Source organism: Pedobacter hiemivivus (genome assembly GCF_005144565.1).
Classification (GTDB): Bacteria; Bacteroidota; Bacteroidia; order Sphingobacteriales; family Sphingobacteriaceae; genus Pedobacter; species Pedobacter hiemivivus.
In genome coordinates, this window is record NZ_SWDX01000001.1 from 231890 (window position 1) to 248131 (window position 16242).

A 16242-nucleotide genomic window follows, 5' to 3' on the forward strand; every position below is an offset into this window, starting at 1 on the left:
ATTTGTTTAACCGTTGTAGGCATCAGTAACGCAGCCTTCACTGGCGTCGCTTACTTGTTTAATGTATTTGTAGAGCACTCCTTTGGTGACGGGTGGAGGTAACTGTGTCCAAACCGCACGACGGGTAGCTAGTTGTTCATCAGTCAGGTGAACATCAATAGAGTTGTTTACGGCATCAATGGTGATGACGTCATCATCGTGTACCAAGGCAATGTTTCCACCGTCCCATGCTTCAGGAGTGATGTGGCCTACTACGAAACCATGTGTTCCTCCAGAGAAACGTCCGTCAGTAATCAAAGCAACCGATTTACCTAAACCTGCACCGATAATTAATGAAGTAGGTTTTAGCATTTCCGGCATACCAGGTGCACCTTTAGGACCAACTTGTCTGATCACCACTACATCTCCACTTTTCACTCTTCCACTTTGAATACCAGCCATAAGCGATTTTTCTCCATCGAAAACGCGCGCAGGACCTGTAAATTTCTCGCCTTCTTTACCACTAATTTTAGCTACAGAACCTTTGGTTGCAAGGTTTCCGTAAAGCATTTGCAAGTGACCAGTTTCTTTGATCGGATTTTCTATCGGGAAGATGATCTTCTGCGTCTCAAAATCAAGATCAGCAGCATCAGCAACATTCTCCGCTAAAGTTTTACCGGTAACGGTTAAGCAATCGCCATGTACCAATCCTACTTTTAATAGATATTTTAATACAGCTGGAACACCACCGATCTCGTGTAAATCTTCCATTAAGTAAGCTCCACTTGGTTTTAAGTCGCCCAATACCGGGGTGCTGTCACTAACTCTTTGGAAATCTTCTAGTTTTAAGTTCAAGCCAACAGATTTAGCCATTGCAATTAAGTGCAATACCGCATTGGTAGAACCACCCAATACCATAACAGTTACAATTGCATTGTGAAATGCTTTGTCAGTCATGATGTCAGAAGGAAGGATATTTCGCTCTAAAAGGGTGCGGATATATTGTCCAGCATCTATACATTCTTTCTTTTTCTCCTCACTTGTAGCAGGGTAGGATGAGCTGTAAGGCAAACTCATGCCCAAAGCTTCGATAGCTGAAGCCATGGTGTTTGCGGTATACATGCCACCACATGCACCTGCACCCGGACAAGCGTTTTTGATTACACCCTGGAAATCTTCTTCTTCCAGATTACCCGCTAATTTTTGCCCTAAAGCTTCAAACGCAGATACGATATTTAATGAGGCACCTTTATATTTTCCGGAGTGGATACTTCCACCGTATACCATAATAGATGGACGGTTTAAGCGACCCATTGCCATGATTGAACCAGGCATGTTTTTATCGCAACCAGGGATGGTGATCAGTCCATCATAATATTGTCCACCACAAATGGTTTCGATAGAATCTGCAATTACATCTCTAGATACCAAAGAGTAACGCATACCATCAGTACCGTTAGACATACCATCGCTTACGCCAATCGTGCCGAAGGTTAAACCCACCATATCATTGTTCCAGACACCTTTTTTTACAATTTGAGCCAGATCGTTTAAGTGCATATTGCAGGTATTTCCATCATATCCCATGCTGGCAATACCGACCTGTGCTTTATCCATATCTGCTTTGGTCAATCCAATTCCGTACAACATCGCCTGTGCAGCTGGTTGTGTTGGGTCTTGTGTAAAAGTTTTACTGTAACGATTAATTTCTGGTGTTTGTGACATAATATATGGTTAGGTCTTTTTTTTTTTAATGTGTTTTATTATATAATTACTTCGTAGTTCTGTTTTTCTAATACCAAACATTTGTAGGTACGTTGTATCGTCGCGCCAATACTATCAATCCATCTTGATGGGAATTGATACTCATCAATGCAGGCTATACCGGCAATTTCTGAAGCTGTGCCGCAGAAAAAAGCACTGTCTGCATGTTTCAAATCTGCTACCGTTAAATGTTTTTCTATAACTTCTATCTCAAGGATATGGCATAGTTCTATAACTGTTGCGCGAGTGATACCTGGTAAAATGTTGCCAAGCGGTGGCGTAAACAATTTGCCATTCTTTTCGATAAAGACATTTGCCCCCGGAGCTTCAGCAACATTTTGATTCATGTCTAGCAACAATGCCTCATCAAAACCTTTGCTTTTCGCTTCTGTTGTGGCCAATATAGAATTTACATAATTGCCACTTACTTTAGCTTCTATTTGCGTTGATTTAGGATTGGGTCTTTCGTAACTCGAAATACAAACTTTTAATTGTTCGTGTCCAAGGTAAGCGCCCCATTCCCATGCACATATCATAATGGAGGGTTTTGTGCCACCTATTAATGACATATTAGGTGCGCAATAAATTAGCGGGCGGATATATGCATTTTTCAAATTATTGATTTCTAATAATTTGTATGTCTGTTTGATCAGGTCATTTACATCCCAGGGAAAGGGGATATGAACCAATTCTGCTGAGCGCTTTAAGCGTTCATAATGTTCTCTGGCTTTAAAAACCCGGGTTCCATTATGGGTATGGTATGCTCTTATTCCTTCAAATACAGCATAGCCATAGTGTAATGACTGCCCATAAATATCTGCAGTCGTGTCAGTTGCTTTTTGAAACTGGCCGTTTAAGTAAAGCACTGTATTTGAGTTGAAATATTGCATTTGGTTATAGGTTCTGTTTTTTAAGGTATTGTTTCATTAAAAAAGCGCCACTTTTGGGGGCGCTTGCGTATATTTTTTTATTAAATATTCATTTACAGCGCCTTGTCCTTCTGAAGAATCAGAAGAATAATTAGGTTAATAATGACATTATATAATGCTGTAATTGAAAGGTTCATTGTATCGTTTATTTGTTATTGCTTTATAAATCCAATTTAGTCGTTGCTGTTTAAACTATCAATAGCTGGGCGAAAATAATTGAAAAAAAATATAATTCTGCATTTTTTATATATTTCAGATTATAGTTTGTTGTTTTTGTTGTTTTTGGTATGTTAATTGGATGATGTTATACCGAATATGATTTCGGTATTCGGTATGGGTATTATGCCAGCATTGTATTTTTTGTGATTTTCTTCCTAAAACGGAGTGTGGTAGGAAAAAAGTTGATTTATTAGCTACAAAAAAAGCCCTTTGAAATTTCAAAGGGCTTCTCAATATTGTATGATAAAATATTAAGCAACCCCTTCGGCCAAAACAATAATTTTGTTTTTTAAGACCTCAACCACACCACCTTTAATAATAAAGGTATTATCGCCGGTTTTGCTTTTAATAATTACGGGGCCATCCTCCAGAGTAGAAATAATCGGAGCATGGTCGTGCAAAATCTGGAACGAACCCATTGTTCCCGGTACGGTAACTGCTGTTACCTCGCCTTCAAAAATTTTCTTGTCTGGTGTTAATATTTCTAGTGTCATTTGCTTTTAGATAGGAGCGGCGAGGTTTGAGCCAATGACTCAAATCTCGCCGCTATTTATCAATATTAGTTATTTGCTTCCGCTAATAGTTTTTTACCTTTTTCAATAGCTTCTTCAATGCTACCTACAAGGTTAAATGCTGCTTCTGGATATTCATCAACTTCACCATCCATGATCATGTTAAATCCTTTGATGGTATCTTTAATGTCAACCAATACACCTTTTAATCCTGTAAATTGCTCAGCAACGTGGAAAGGTTGAGATAAGAAACGTTGCACACGACGAGCGCGAGATACGATCAATTTATCTTCCTCAGATAACTCATCCATACCTAAGATGGCGATGATATCCTGAAGTTCTTTATAACGTTGTAAAGTTTCTTTTACGCGTTGAGCAGTATTGTAGTGTTCGTCACCTAAAACAGCAGGAGAAAGGATACGTGAAGTAGAATCCAATGGATCCACCGCAGGATAGATTCCTAACTCAGCAATTTTACGAGACAATACAGTTGTTGCATCTAAGTGGGCAAATGTTGTAGCCGGAGCAGGGTCAGTTAAATCATCCGCAGGTACATATACAGCTTGTACAGATGTAATTGAACCGCGTTTAGTTGAAGTAATACGCTCTTGCATCAAACCCATCTCAGTAGCTAGTGTTGGTTGGTAACCTACCGCCGAAGGCATACGACCTAATAGGGCAGATACCTCAGAACCAGCTTGAGTGAAACGGAAGATATTGTCAACGAAGAAAAGGATATCTTTTCCAGCGCCTTCGCCATCACCATCACGGAAATATTCCGCAACTGTTAATCCAGATAAAGCTACACGAGCACGTGCTCCAGGAGGCTCGTTCATTTGACCGAACACCAATGTTGCTTTAGACTCTTTTAATTTTTCAGTATCAACTTTACTCAAATCCCATCCGCCTTTTTCCATTGAATGCAAAAAGTCATCACCATAGTTGATTACACCAGATTCGATAAACTCACGTAAAAGGTCATTACCTTCACGAGTACGCTCACCTACACCAGCAAATACAGATAAACCAGCATATGCTTTCGCAATGTTGTTTACCAGCTCCATAATCAATACAGTTTTACCAACACCCGCACCACCGAACAAACCGATTTTACCACCTTTAGCATAAGGCTCTAATAAATCGATTACTTTAATACCTGTAAAAAGTACTTCAGTTTCAGTTGATAAATCTTCAAATCTAGGAGGGGCATTGTGAATTGGTCTGCCATCGGCTTTATCAACGGCACTAATACCATCAATAGCTTCACCAACAACATTGAATAAACGACCTTTAATTTGGTCACCAACAGGCATTGTGATAGGAGATCCAGTATCTAGTACTTTCATTCCGCGAACTAAACCGTCGGTCGAGTCCATTGCAATTGCACGTATGCGGTCTTCACCAAGATGTTGTTGAACTTCTAAAACGACCTTCTGTCCGTTTTCTTTTTCAATCTCTAATGCAGAGAAAATTTGAGGTAAATGAGCATCGTCAGCAAAACTCACGTCAACTACCGGTCCTATAATCTGCGCTATTTTTCCAATGTTAGGCATATATTGTTTTGGGTAAAATTATAAATATCAATTTGTTAAAGGCTCTTTTATAAGCCTACAATTTGGTTTGCAAAGTTAAAATTTTTATACAAGAATTGCATATATAAATAAAAAGTTTTTCAACAGTTTTTAAAATGGTATTTTAGCGAGTAGTTAAGCAGCATAAAATCTAGGGTTTAGGTCCTTGTATGACTGTTAATTAAGAAATTATAAGCTCATGAAGACAATACTGGTAACAGGTAGTAATGGCCTTTTAGGCCAGAAATTAACAGAACGATTGCTGGAAACGAATCAGTTTAATCTCATCGCAACTTCTAAAGGGGCTAATCGCTTTCCTATTAAAGCAGGTTACACTTATGTTGAAATGGATATTCTTGATCCTATAAATGTTAGGGAAGTTGTGGAAAAGTATCAGCCAGATGCGATTATTCATACAGCGGCAATGACCAATGTGGATACCTGTGAATCAGAAAAAGGGTTGGCACACCAACTCAATGTTGAAGCGGTGAAAACGCTGGTATCGCTTTGTGAAGAACACAATATTCAATTGGTCCATTTATCAACAGATTTTATATTTGATGGCGCGCACGGTCCTTACGATGAAATGGCTGCTCCCAATCCTTTAAGTTATTATGGGATTACCAAACTGGAAGCCGAAGAAGTGATTAAAAATTCTACCTGCCGCTGGGCAATCCTTCGCACCATTATAGTATATGGTATTGTAAGTGATATGAGTAGGAGCAATATCGTGCTTTGGGCAAAAGGTGCACTTGAAAAGGGTAATCCTATTAATGTAGTGAATGATCAGTGGCGGATGCCAACCTTAGCCGAAGATTTAGCAGATTGCTGTTTACTGGCTGTAGAGAAAGATGCAAGAGGGGTTTACAATGCTTCGGGAAAAGATATGATGAGTATTTCTGAATTGGTAGCCCGTGTAGCGGATTATTGGCATTTAGACAAAAGCCTGATTAACGAGATTAGTGCCGAAACTTTAAATCAAACGGCAAAAAGACCAGCGAGAACAGGTTTCATCTTAGATAAGACCATTTCTGAACTGGGTTATAGCCCTAGAAGTTTTGAGGAAGGACTGGCAATAGTTGATCAACAGTTAAGTCAGCGTTAAGGACTTCTCCTCACATCATCCACACATTAGACACACTTCCTTCACAAAGAGGTACCTGTTTGTGGGTTTGGTGTGAAGGAGGTGTGAATGAGGTGTGAAGAAACCTTAATCTTGTGAAGGACCTGTACTTAACCTTGTATAATTAATCAGTACACATTAAAAGAATATATAAATTAAAAAATAAACTAATATGGCATTACAAGTTGGCGATAACGCCCCGGATTTTAAATTATTAAGTACTGATTTGAAAGATGTATCACTTTCAGATTATAAAGGAAAGAAATTGGTAGTACATTTTTTTCCTTTGGCGTTTACAGGTGTTTGCACTGCACAGTTATGTACAATGAGAGATAGCTTTGGTTTTTACCAGGGAATGAATGCTGATGTTGTAGGTATTTCAGTTGATTCTCCTTTTACATTAGCTAAGTTTAAAGAAGAACAGTCTTACCAGTTCCCTTTGTTGTCAGATTTCAACAAAGAAACATCACAAGCGTATGGCTCATTTTATGAAGATTTTGTCCTTAATTTAAGAGGAGTATCAAAAAGAGCAGCTTTTGTAATCGATGAAGAAGGAAAAATTATCCATTCAGAGGTTTTAGAGGATGCAGGTAATATGCCTGATTTTGATGCGATTAAGAAAGTGGTAGAAGCTTAACCTTAATTTTTACTGGTAATGCTTGAGATTATTTTCAAAAAAAAGTTGGTAAAATCAATTTCAAGCATTACTTTTGCATCCTGTTAACGAAACAGAAACGCATTTGTAGCTCAATTGGATAGAGCATCTCACTACGGATGAGAAGGTTTGGGGTTCGAATCCCTACAAGTGCACTTTGGAAAGAGGGAATTTCAGCAATGAGATTCCCTCTTTTTTTTATTCATTTATCTGATATTCAGATTGTTGCAATTTTTTCGTATTTGTTGATTTTTGAACTCTAAAATCTTAGTGTTTTTAGAAATTTTTAAGTATTATTTTATTTAATACACTGATATATAGATGTTTGACTTATTTTTTTTAATCAAAATTCTAAAAAAGGGTTCGATATCCGGAAGGGTGAGTTAAAGAGAGTCGAACCAAAGCAATATATCCCTAGTAGAGTAAAATTGTCGATTTAATAAAAAACAGTTAATAGCTGGCGATTAGACACTGATTTTAGAAATTTTTATCCCCAGTAAAGTAATTCATTTTTTAGCTATGGATGACCAGCTCTGCAAATCTCTCTAGGAAAAATATAACATTTTGAGCATTCCTAGATTCAATATTTCGGTTATTATTGCTTTCAAACCTTATGATTTCTTCACATTCTTTCGAGTAAACAAATTCTTCTACTGAATTTGAATCGGAAATTGCTTGGATTTCATCCAAATTTTCACAATCCAAATTGAAAATGAATTTCGCAGCATCTGTGAAAAGGATATGAAAGTTTTTATCATCGCAAAATATCCGCTTGTCAGTTAAGATGTCGATTATTTTTCTTTTGTATGTAGTTTCAAATTGTTGGTAGGTTAGAGAGATATTTGAGAATTTTTGCATAGCCTCAGCTATTATTTTTTCAGCCTTTGAAATCATAAACGCTGCGTTGTTCAAACTAGTTCCTATCCTGTTGATTTTGTACTCACAATCGGCTTTTATTGCGAAATAGTCATCATTGTCTATTTCACCTGATAATAAAAGTTCCTTAGCCTTGTTTAGCCTTTCAAATGTTCTTTCGATGCTTCTGAAGATTTGGGATTGTGTATTTGAAGCTTCGCCGAAATGTTTATTATAAACACGTTGTGAGACCGCACGAAAAAGAGATAAATAAAATTCTCCAGGAATTAACTGTATTAACTCTTTTAGTACCAATTCATCCATAGAATCGGCTCTAACCCGGAATTTGCAACCATTTATACAGTGGTAGTAATGGTAATACCTATTTTTACCTTTCGAGGCACTACCTGTTAGGATCTTAAGGCATAGTGGGCATGTTAATAGACCTCGTAATGGTAGTTGATTATTAGTTTTAGTTCTGCATTGTGGTTTTGCATTGTTATTTAATACCTGTTGAACTTGTTTAAAGACATCTTCAGATATTAATTTTTCATGCAAGCCATTAACTAAATACCGATTTTCTTGTTCGTACGCTGGAACTATGATCTTACCACAATAAATAGGATTTCGGATCATCAGCCAGAAATTATTTAAGCTACATTTAAATCCGTTCTCTATTGCTTCGTTATAAATAAAACGTGTGGAATAATATCCTTTGGCCAATTCGATAAAAATGTTCTTGATAAAGGTCGCCTCTGGCTCTTTGGGTATTATACATTTTTTGCCATCGATTAAGGTGATATTTATATATCCTATCGGTGCATGACACATATATCGTCCCTCTTGTTTTGCTTTACGCATACCTTGCCTGACATTCAAACTTCGCCTGTCATTTTCTACTTCGGATGTTGCCAGGTAAATAGCGAGCATTATTTTATTTTCTGGAATAGCGAGGTTAAGAGGTTGATCAATGGCCTTGGTTTCAATGTTCATCTTTTTAAGCCTTTCAATCATGGAATATGCATCCGCAGCATTCCTGCTGAACCTATCCCATCTGGAGAATAAAATAAAGTCTGGTCTGTTAACTCTACTACGGTTTAAGCCTAAGAATAATTTTGACCACTCGGGTCTATTAAAGGTTTTTGCTGAATGATCTTCGTATACGATCTGTAGAATTTGAATTTTATTAACGAAACAGAACTTTTCTAAACGTTCTCTTTGGCTTTGCTGTGAGTATCCTTTTTGTGCCTGCTCATCAGTACTTACACGAATGTATAACATTGCAGTTTGCATGATGGAATATTTTTGTTATCTACGATGGAAAGGCAGAGTAGTATTTTTTCTTGAATTAAGATGACTTGTTAATTATAAAACTAATTGTCCCAGTTAGAATTGACGGCGAGTTATGGCAGGACAAGGCAACCACTTTAAATTTCTAATTAATATATTTGAATTTACGCTATACACATGCCAACAGCCATACAAAATCCATTTATTGATTTACCCATTTGGGAGCACTTTTTAAAGACAACAGAAAATGAAACTGATAATCGCCAAATGGTGATTAATCACATTGGACATGCCCTGCCATTATTAGAACGCATTATAGTTGCATATCCTTCGTTTACGCTTCATAACGCACAGCACCAACACAATATTCTTCGACTGATCGGAGAAATTCTTGGGATACGACTACAAGGATTAAGTGGCTTGGAGACGGCAATATTAATATTGAGTGCGGTTTATCATGATATTGGGATGGTCTACAAGCCGGAAGAGCTCAAAACTGTGTCATTGGAGCCTGAGTTTGAAGAGTTTTTATTTATAAACACTGCAGCAAAACTTCAATTTGAAGAAGATGGAAAGCAAGCGACTGAAAGTCTTATAGGTTGGTATTGCCGCTGGATGCACGCGAAACGAGTTTGGCCATTTCTCCAGGACGTTGACAGCACGATACCATTTGTCTGGGATAAGGTGCCATTTAAAGTTGAATTGGGTAACGTATGTGAAAGCCATAATAGTTCAATTGAATACATCAAAAATAATGACGATAAATTTAGCGTTACTTTTCTAGGTAAATGCGATTTGAAGTTTTGTGCCCTGCTTTTGCGTATTGGAGATATTCTCGATTTCGACGACACACGTACCCCACTCAGTCTTTACGAATATTTGGGTCTTGACAAATCCAATAAAGCAGATGACCAGATCAGCGATAAGGAATGGCGGCAACATATGAGTGCAAAGGGTTTTACCGTGGAGCGTGAACATGGCCGAACTCGTCTGCGCTTTATTGCCGTGCCGGAGCATCCAAAAGTCGAGGTTGGTATTAGGAGTTTTCTTAAGATCATTGAAACTGAACTCAATGCATGTGCGAGGCTTCTTCGTTTTTGTTCAGACGAGTGGGTGCATTTCGAACTTCCTGACGAAATTAATTTAGAGGGTATTAAAAGTAAAAACTATCGATCTGGAAACTATCACTTTTCACTCGCTGAAGACGATGTTATGAAATTGCTTACTGGTGAGGGGATTTACAATGATGACTTCATCTTCTTGCGGGAGCTCTTGCAAAATGCGATAGACACTAGCAGACACCGCGAATTTAGAGAACGGTTAGTTGACAGTACCTTTCATGCTTCTCCAATTATTGTTTCAAACTTTACTGATGATGAAGGGTATCAATGGATCCGTATCGATGACTACGGCATGGGGATGAACCTGGAAATCATTGAAAAACACTTGCTCAAAAAAGGCAAATCTTATTATAATTCTGATGCTTTCAAACTTGAAAAGCTGGCGATTCGTGAAAAGATACATGCAGATTTCGTTCCAATCAGTCGCTTTGGTATAGGTCTGTTATCATGCTTCATCGCGGGGGATAAAATCGAAATCAGCACAGTCCATAAAGACGAGCCTAATAATCCTTACCGCTTGTCAGTGGAAGGAAGAAATGGATTCTTTATGTTGCAGAGTAAAAAAGAGCATGATACACCAGCCCCCATGCCTGCTGAAAACAAACCGGAAAAGGACTACCGTAAAAATCCCGGAACTTCAATTGCGGTAAGAATTGTTACTAACAAAGAGTATGAGGGGTTTGATGTCAAAGCGCTTCTCGAAAGATATTTAATGGCGCCGCCAGTCCCAGTTGAATATGATGGAACCGCAATTGGTGGTGATTTTAAAGAACTGATGGACACCCCTTGGGCAACTGCTCAAAGTTTTGAACTTAACGAGGAATACGTCAATAAAGTCAGGACATTAACCGAACTGCCCCTTGAATCCGGTATCAAAATATCTATTCTACCCATTAGTTTAACTCAAGATGCTCTTTCTTCTAATATTAAAGGACAGCTAATCATCACTTATATCGATATACCTGAACATCCATTATTAAGAGATGATAATATTAGATTTACACTCGATTCTCAGAATAGAAAAATTGAAGTTCAATGTGTCAAGACCAAAAAAAAGGATGGAAAGACTTTTGATGAGAGGGAAACGGAAGATGTTTCATTTCTTTTCGATCATCTAAAAATTCCGGATGTAGTTACTTTAAATCCATATTCGTTTCATCCCTATCATTTGAATGTCCTTCGTTTTAGCCACAATGGCATCAGGATACCTGAGGATACAAAGACCTTAGCTTTAAATAGAGGGGGAATCAATAGTTATCAGCTTAATTGGGGACACCTTAGTAATTTTAATTTTATTTGTTCCGGGGTCGTTTATTTTCAGGACGAATTGTTACCAAACCTTACTGTGTCGCGAAATGAAATACGTGAAATGACCTTTCCGACTGTTGCCCATTTATTAGTTGCGCTTCGTTCACTTAACCGACTGATATATGATAATCCTGAACAGCACCAATTCAATTTCTTCGAAAGATTAGAGCATGATGTTGAATTTACTTCAGGCATAATCGAAAAATCCAGATTCTATGAAAGTCATAGGGAATTTTGGAATCAGGAGATCAAAATCCATACTGGCGACGGAGTCTTATCCGTTGATGAGTTGATAGAAAAATCCCCAAATGATCTTGAGATTTTTAATAATTACCACAGCTCAGCCTTTTACAGGAATTTAATCAAATATGTTCTCGAATCTAATTTCGACATTTCTGTGGCGTATTTTCATGAGGAAGGCAGTGATGTTAAACGATTTTATCTGTCAACAAAATCAACTGTAAATTCTGTGATTGTTGAAGGTTTTGAGCCACAGACCTTTATGCGTTTTAAAAACCATTCATCGCTATTGCCTGGCAAGGAAGTCAATATTGATCACCCATACACCAAGTGGTATGCCTCGGCTTATCCGCTTTTAACGAAGGAATATTTCCATTATTCAATGCAATTGATACATGGATTATTTGGATCCTGGGAGTCCAACAAGCCCGAGATTGAAAAAATAAATCGCATACTTGATAAACTGAGAAAGGTCTTGCCTGAGGATCTACGGCCATTGAAAGAAATCAACCTGAAGAGGGACGATTTCCAACGAAAAGAAGTATTATAAATGTACATATTATTTATTAATAATAGGGTGTGATGAATATGTAAGGTCAATCAAAAGATTGACCTTACATCAATCGGATTTATTCAATCACAATTACTAGATACTGATATATATCTATAACAATTCTTTGTAGAATCTTCATCTTGCCGCCTATGTTCCATTTTTTATCTTCAACATTTACTCTGGAAACGGTGCGATTGAAAAATTGGTTACATTCAATAGGGGAAGGTGTTAAAAGTATTAAAGAAAAGTGGAGACTGTTGTAATCTAATTTGGTATTCTTTAGTAGCAAAAAGCCTTCGTGGCAATACATAGGTAGATAAAAGAATAATCTGCCGACAAGGTAATGTGGAATAGTTGAAAAATAATCTAGGTTTGTCGTTCCTTGAGTACTATATTGTGTAATTTAGCCAGCTAATTAAATGATCTCTAACGGCCAATTATTATGAATCAGGAACTGATGCTTCGTTTATTTAAGTCTATAGAAGGGGAGCCTAAGGATGATATTGTCAAGGTTGCTAGTGTCATTATCGAGTCTGAGCGTCAGAAAGGACATCATAAGCTTGCTGATAGACTGAATTCTATACTGAAAAGAAATTTGCAATCTACTCAGTCGCTTAAAGGTGAACTGAAAACTATATTTGGGGGAAGTGTAACCATTCCTGTTGATAAACGGAAAAATGTGCCACTTGCTACAGAAATAAAAAGGGAAGATCTTCGTCATGAAATGATTCTTTCAGCTGAGATTGAAGCCAAAATTACACGAATCGAGAGTGAATTTGTAGCTCGGGAACGGTTAGCTCATTTTGGTTTACAGCCAAGAAAGCGCATATTATTATACGGTAGTCCGGGTTGCGGAAAGAGTATGACGGCCGAACGTATCGCGTGGAATATAGGGTTACCTTTTTTAAAGGTACGCTTTGAGGCTATTATATCATCTTATTTGGGTGAATCTGCCACTAACCTTACTAATATTTTTGCAGCGGTAGAGCACTTTCCATGTGTTCTATTGCTCGATGAGTTCGATTTTATTGCAAAGGCAAGAGATGGTAAACAGGATGTAGGCGAGATGCATCGTGTGGTAAATATTTTGCTAAATGTGTTAGAAGACTATAAAGGTGAAGGTATTGTAATTGCAACAACAAATCTGGAAGGTACATTGGATAAAGCGTTATTCAGGCGGTTTGATGATATTATAGAAATGCCTAAACCGGGCACCGAAGAAATTGCTAAAATACTGAAAGCGACACTGGCTACAATAAAGATATCCAAAAGAGTCTCCCTTAAGTCAATGGCTGAGAAAATGGATAGATTTTCTAGTGCCTTGATAGTTAAAATTGCCAATGATGCAGCAAAGCTCGCAGTGATAGGCGGTAGGAATGTGATAGAAGAAGCTGATTTTGTGAATTCGTTGAAAGAAAACGAAAATTATCACCAATAATCAACCAAAGCCTTTTGTATGGCAAAATTTCCTCATCTCCCTCTCAGGACCATATTAGATGGCAGTTATAAATTTAAGGGTTTTGCCGGTCGCGGTAAGTCTCAACGCTCGCTCGATAATTTAAATAATAGAAAAGCTCACGGAACGTCACTATTACAGATGACTGAAGGGATCCAACAGCTCAACATGGATGTGCTCGCCTGGCGTAAAGAGCAAGGACTGCCAGATTTGCCTGATGAACATATAATACCTGTATTGTTGCAAGTTGATCCACAGGTTTTCAATATTGAAAGCTTGAAGGGATTTGGCATGGAGGTGATTGCAGAAGAGGAATCTGGTTTTATTATTGGTGCAAGCGTGGACCAATTTAAATCGTTGAAGGCCAAGATTAGTAAGTTCATCAAAGAGACGAACCAAGGGACTGCGCTACTTTGGCAAATCGAGCAAGGACAGCAGTGGAGACCTGAATACATTTTAAATGAGGAGTTGTATTGGAAGTGGCTGGATGGGATTAAAGATGAAGAACAATTCACAGTAGATATTTCTATTTCCTGTCATATAAAACAGAGTGATCACCCTGTACAGACTAAAGGAATGAGTGATGAATCCTTTGAGACTAAACTTTCCAACTGGTATGAAAATACTTTGGTGACAGATGTTGAGCTAGACCAGTTGATGATGCAACGCCAGGATCAAGTTCAAACTTTTATAGAATTAGGCGGCGGAAACCTTGTTGGAGGTTTTGTAGAATATCGAGACAGCTTTGGTTTTCGTGCTGAGCTTTCTGGCCGCGCATTGAAAGACATTGTACTAAATTACCCCTATGTGTTTGAGATTGCTGAGCACTGTGAAATAGAACGCCAAGTGCTCACTCATGAAGATTTCGGAGAAATTGATTGTACTATACTCGCCCCCTCGATCGATTCACCTAACTTGTGTATTATAGATAGTGGTATTCAACAGAACCATATATTACTGGAACCTGCAATCTTGCCAGACAGATCAATCAATTTCGTCCCACACGAAACTACGGTGGCCGATCAGGTTCCAAATGGCGGGCACGGTACGAAAGTAGCTGGAGCAGTTCTTTATGGCGCAGCAATTCCCAGAGCAGGAACGGTTCAGGCACCTTTCTTTTTGACCAATATACGGGTGCTGGATGCCGGTAAGGCTATGTCCAGCTTGCTGTTTGAACCTGAATTGATGCATACAATAGCTGATCATAACGGGGATATATCCATATTTAATCTCTCTATTAACACAAGAGTACCGTGCAGGACGCGTCATATGTCGCAATGGGCTTCCGCTATTGACATGATTTGTCATGAAGAAGCGAAAATCTTTGTAGTTTCTGCGGGAAATATTAATGACACGGGCTCCTTGGTGAACAGGCCTGGCATTAAGGAACATCTGGCGGCCAGTCGCCCATACCCAAGTTATTTACTTGAACCTTCTTCGCGAATCGCTGATCCGGCTCAAAGTATTTTTGCTATTACGGTTGGTTCTGTATGTATAGGTGAATTTGACGACGCTGACCGTGCATCATTTGGAAAAAAAGATTTTCCCTCATCTTTTTCACGATCAGGGATGGGCATGTGGGGTGCAATAAAGCCGGAGGTCGTTGAGTATGGGGGGGATTGGATCAAAGAAAAAGCCGGCTCTAATTTAACAATCCTCCCCCAGACATCTCCTGAATTGGTGAAAACGGGTTTGCATGGCATAGGTAGAGTCGATATTGGTACATCATTTAGCGCTCCTCAGGTGACCCATATTTTGGGCCATTTACAGAAACTCTTTCCTAATGAGCACGTGTTATTTTACAAAGCTTTGCTCATACAATCGGCTAGGTTGCCAGAGGCTATTTGGCACAATCCACATGCCCGGCATTTACGGCACATGGGGTATGGTATCCCAAGTCTGGATAGAGCGATAGACAATACTCCGTTTCGGATTACTTTTACAGAAACAGGAGCTATTGCACCGAAAAAAGCTAAGATTTTCTCGGTTAAGGTGCCGGAAGAAATGCGCGGACAGGGTGAAGCTTATGATATCTTAATAGAAGTTTCTCTATGCTATACTGCAGAACCACGAAGAACTAGAAAGAATCTGCGGTCTTACTTGTCAGCATGGCTAACTTGGGAATCCAGTAAATTAGGACAGAGCAGTCAGGCATTTCATGCAGATGTATTGAAGGAGATGGTGGAAAAGGATTGGGATCAGGAACAAGAGGAACCTGAAGATCCACATTCTATAAAATGGACAATCTGGAGCAATAGTAAATGGGGAAAAATTAAAGATATAAGACGGCAGGCTAGTGCTAATCAGAAAGACTGGGTAGTACTTAAATCATTTGAATTACCTTCTGAACTGTCCTTTGCGGTAATTGGGCACAAAGGTTGGGAAAATGATCTAAATCAAGAGGTGCCTTATGCATTTGTTGTGAGTTTTGAAATTTTACACTCTGAAGTCGAGATTTATGATATTATGCAGCAGGTAAATATAGAGGTGCCTATTCAGGCAAGAGTGTGATGATTGCGTGAATAGTATTAAGTATGTTTGGAACAGGATCAGATCAAAAATCGGCACTTAAATTTTTTGTAGATTGATTATCTCCCAGGTTAATTGTTAAATATGCATAAGATCTTAGAATAGGCAGAGACAAACTAAAAAACTATTATAGATAGT

The 16242-nt window shown here is 38.4% G+C and carries 10 protein-coding genes and 1 tRNA gene; 6 read left to right on the top strand and 5 right to left on the bottom strand.

Annotated elements, in window-relative coordinates; translation table 11 throughout:
* Positions 1 to 6: 6 nt before the first annotated feature.
* The 4 genes from ilvD to atpD form a co-directional block, all read right to left on the bottom strand.
* Positions 7 to 1704, bottom strand: a complete 1698-nt coding sequence (gene ilvD, locus FBD94_RS00980; protein WP_131607423.1) for a dihydroxy-acid dehydratase — start codon at positions 1702 to 1704, stop codon at positions 7 to 9.
* 38 nt (positions 1705 to 1742) lie between these two features.
* Positions 1743 to 2633: a branched-chain amino acid transaminase gene (locus FBD94_RS00985; protein ID WP_131607424.1), complete on the bottom strand. Its 891-nt coding sequence runs from the start codon at positions 2631 to 2633 to the stop codon at positions 1743 to 1745.
* Positions 2634 to 3142: 509 nt separating this feature from the next.
* Positions 3143 to 3385: an ATP synthase F1 subunit epsilon gene (gene atpC / locus FBD94_RS00990; RefSeq protein ID WP_131607425.1), complete on the bottom strand. Its 243-nt coding sequence runs from the start codon at positions 3383 to 3385 to the stop codon at positions 3143 to 3145.
* 65 nt (positions 3386 to 3450) lie between these two features.
* Positions 3451 to 4956 (bottom strand): F0F1 ATP synthase subunit beta, encoded by a 1506-nt coding sequence (atpD, locus tag FBD94_RS00995; RefSeq protein ID WP_131607426.1) that lies wholly within the window; start codon positions 4954 to 4956, stop codon positions 3451 to 3453.
* 217 nt (positions 4957 to 5173) lie between these two features.
* Here atpD and FBD94_RS01000 point away from each other — a divergent pair, with 217 nt between their 5' ends.
* From FBD94_RS01000 to FBD94_RS01010, 3 genes are all read left to right on the top strand, one after another.
* The gene (locus FBD94_RS01000) at positions 5174 to 6079 is read left to right on the top strand and encodes an SDR family oxidoreductase (protein WP_136878768.1); all 906 of its coding nucleotides are present in this window, start codon (positions 5174 to 5176) and stop codon (positions 6077 to 6079) included.
* A gap of 190 nt (positions 6080 to 6269) precedes the next feature.
* Positions 6270 to 6734 (top strand): redoxin domain-containing protein, encoded by a 465-nt coding sequence (locus tag FBD94_RS01005; protein WP_136878769.1) that lies wholly within the window; start codon positions 6270 to 6272, stop codon positions 6732 to 6734.
* Positions 6735 to 6833: 99 nt separating this feature from the next.
* Positions 6834 to 6907, top strand: a tRNA-Arg gene (locus FBD94_RS01010).
* Between the two features lie 358 nt (positions 6908 to 7265).
* Here FBD94_RS01010 and FBD94_RS01015 read toward each other — a convergent pair.
* A complete protein-coding gene (locus FBD94_RS01015) occupies positions 7266 to 8900 on the bottom strand; it encodes a recombinase family protein (RefSeq protein WP_136878770.1) in 1635 nt (544 codons plus the stop codon).
* A gap of 174 nt (positions 8901 to 9074) precedes the next feature.
* Here FBD94_RS01015 and FBD94_RS01020 point away from each other — a divergent pair, with 174 nt between their 5' ends.
* The 3 genes from FBD94_RS01020 (at position 9075) to FBD94_RS01030 (ending at position 16086) form a co-directional block, all read left to right on the top strand.
* Positions 9075 to 12116, top strand: coding sequence for an HD domain-containing protein (locus FBD94_RS01020; protein ID WP_136878771.1), 3042 nt, complete (start codon positions 9075 to 9077; stop codon positions 12114 to 12116).
* A 445-nt stretch (positions 12117 to 12561) separates the two neighbouring features.
* Positions 12562 to 13557: an AAA family ATPase gene (locus FBD94_RS01025; protein WP_136878772.1), complete on the top strand. Its 996-nt coding sequence runs from the start codon at positions 12562 to 12564 to the stop codon at positions 13555 to 13557.
* A 375-nt stretch (positions 13558 to 13932) separates the two neighbouring features.
* A complete protein-coding gene (locus tag FBD94_RS01030; RefSeq protein WP_205945818.1) occupies positions 13933 to 16086 on the top strand; it encodes a S8 family peptidase in 2154 nt (717 codons plus the stop codon).
* The last annotated feature ends 156 nt before the right edge of the window (positions 16087 to 16242 follow it).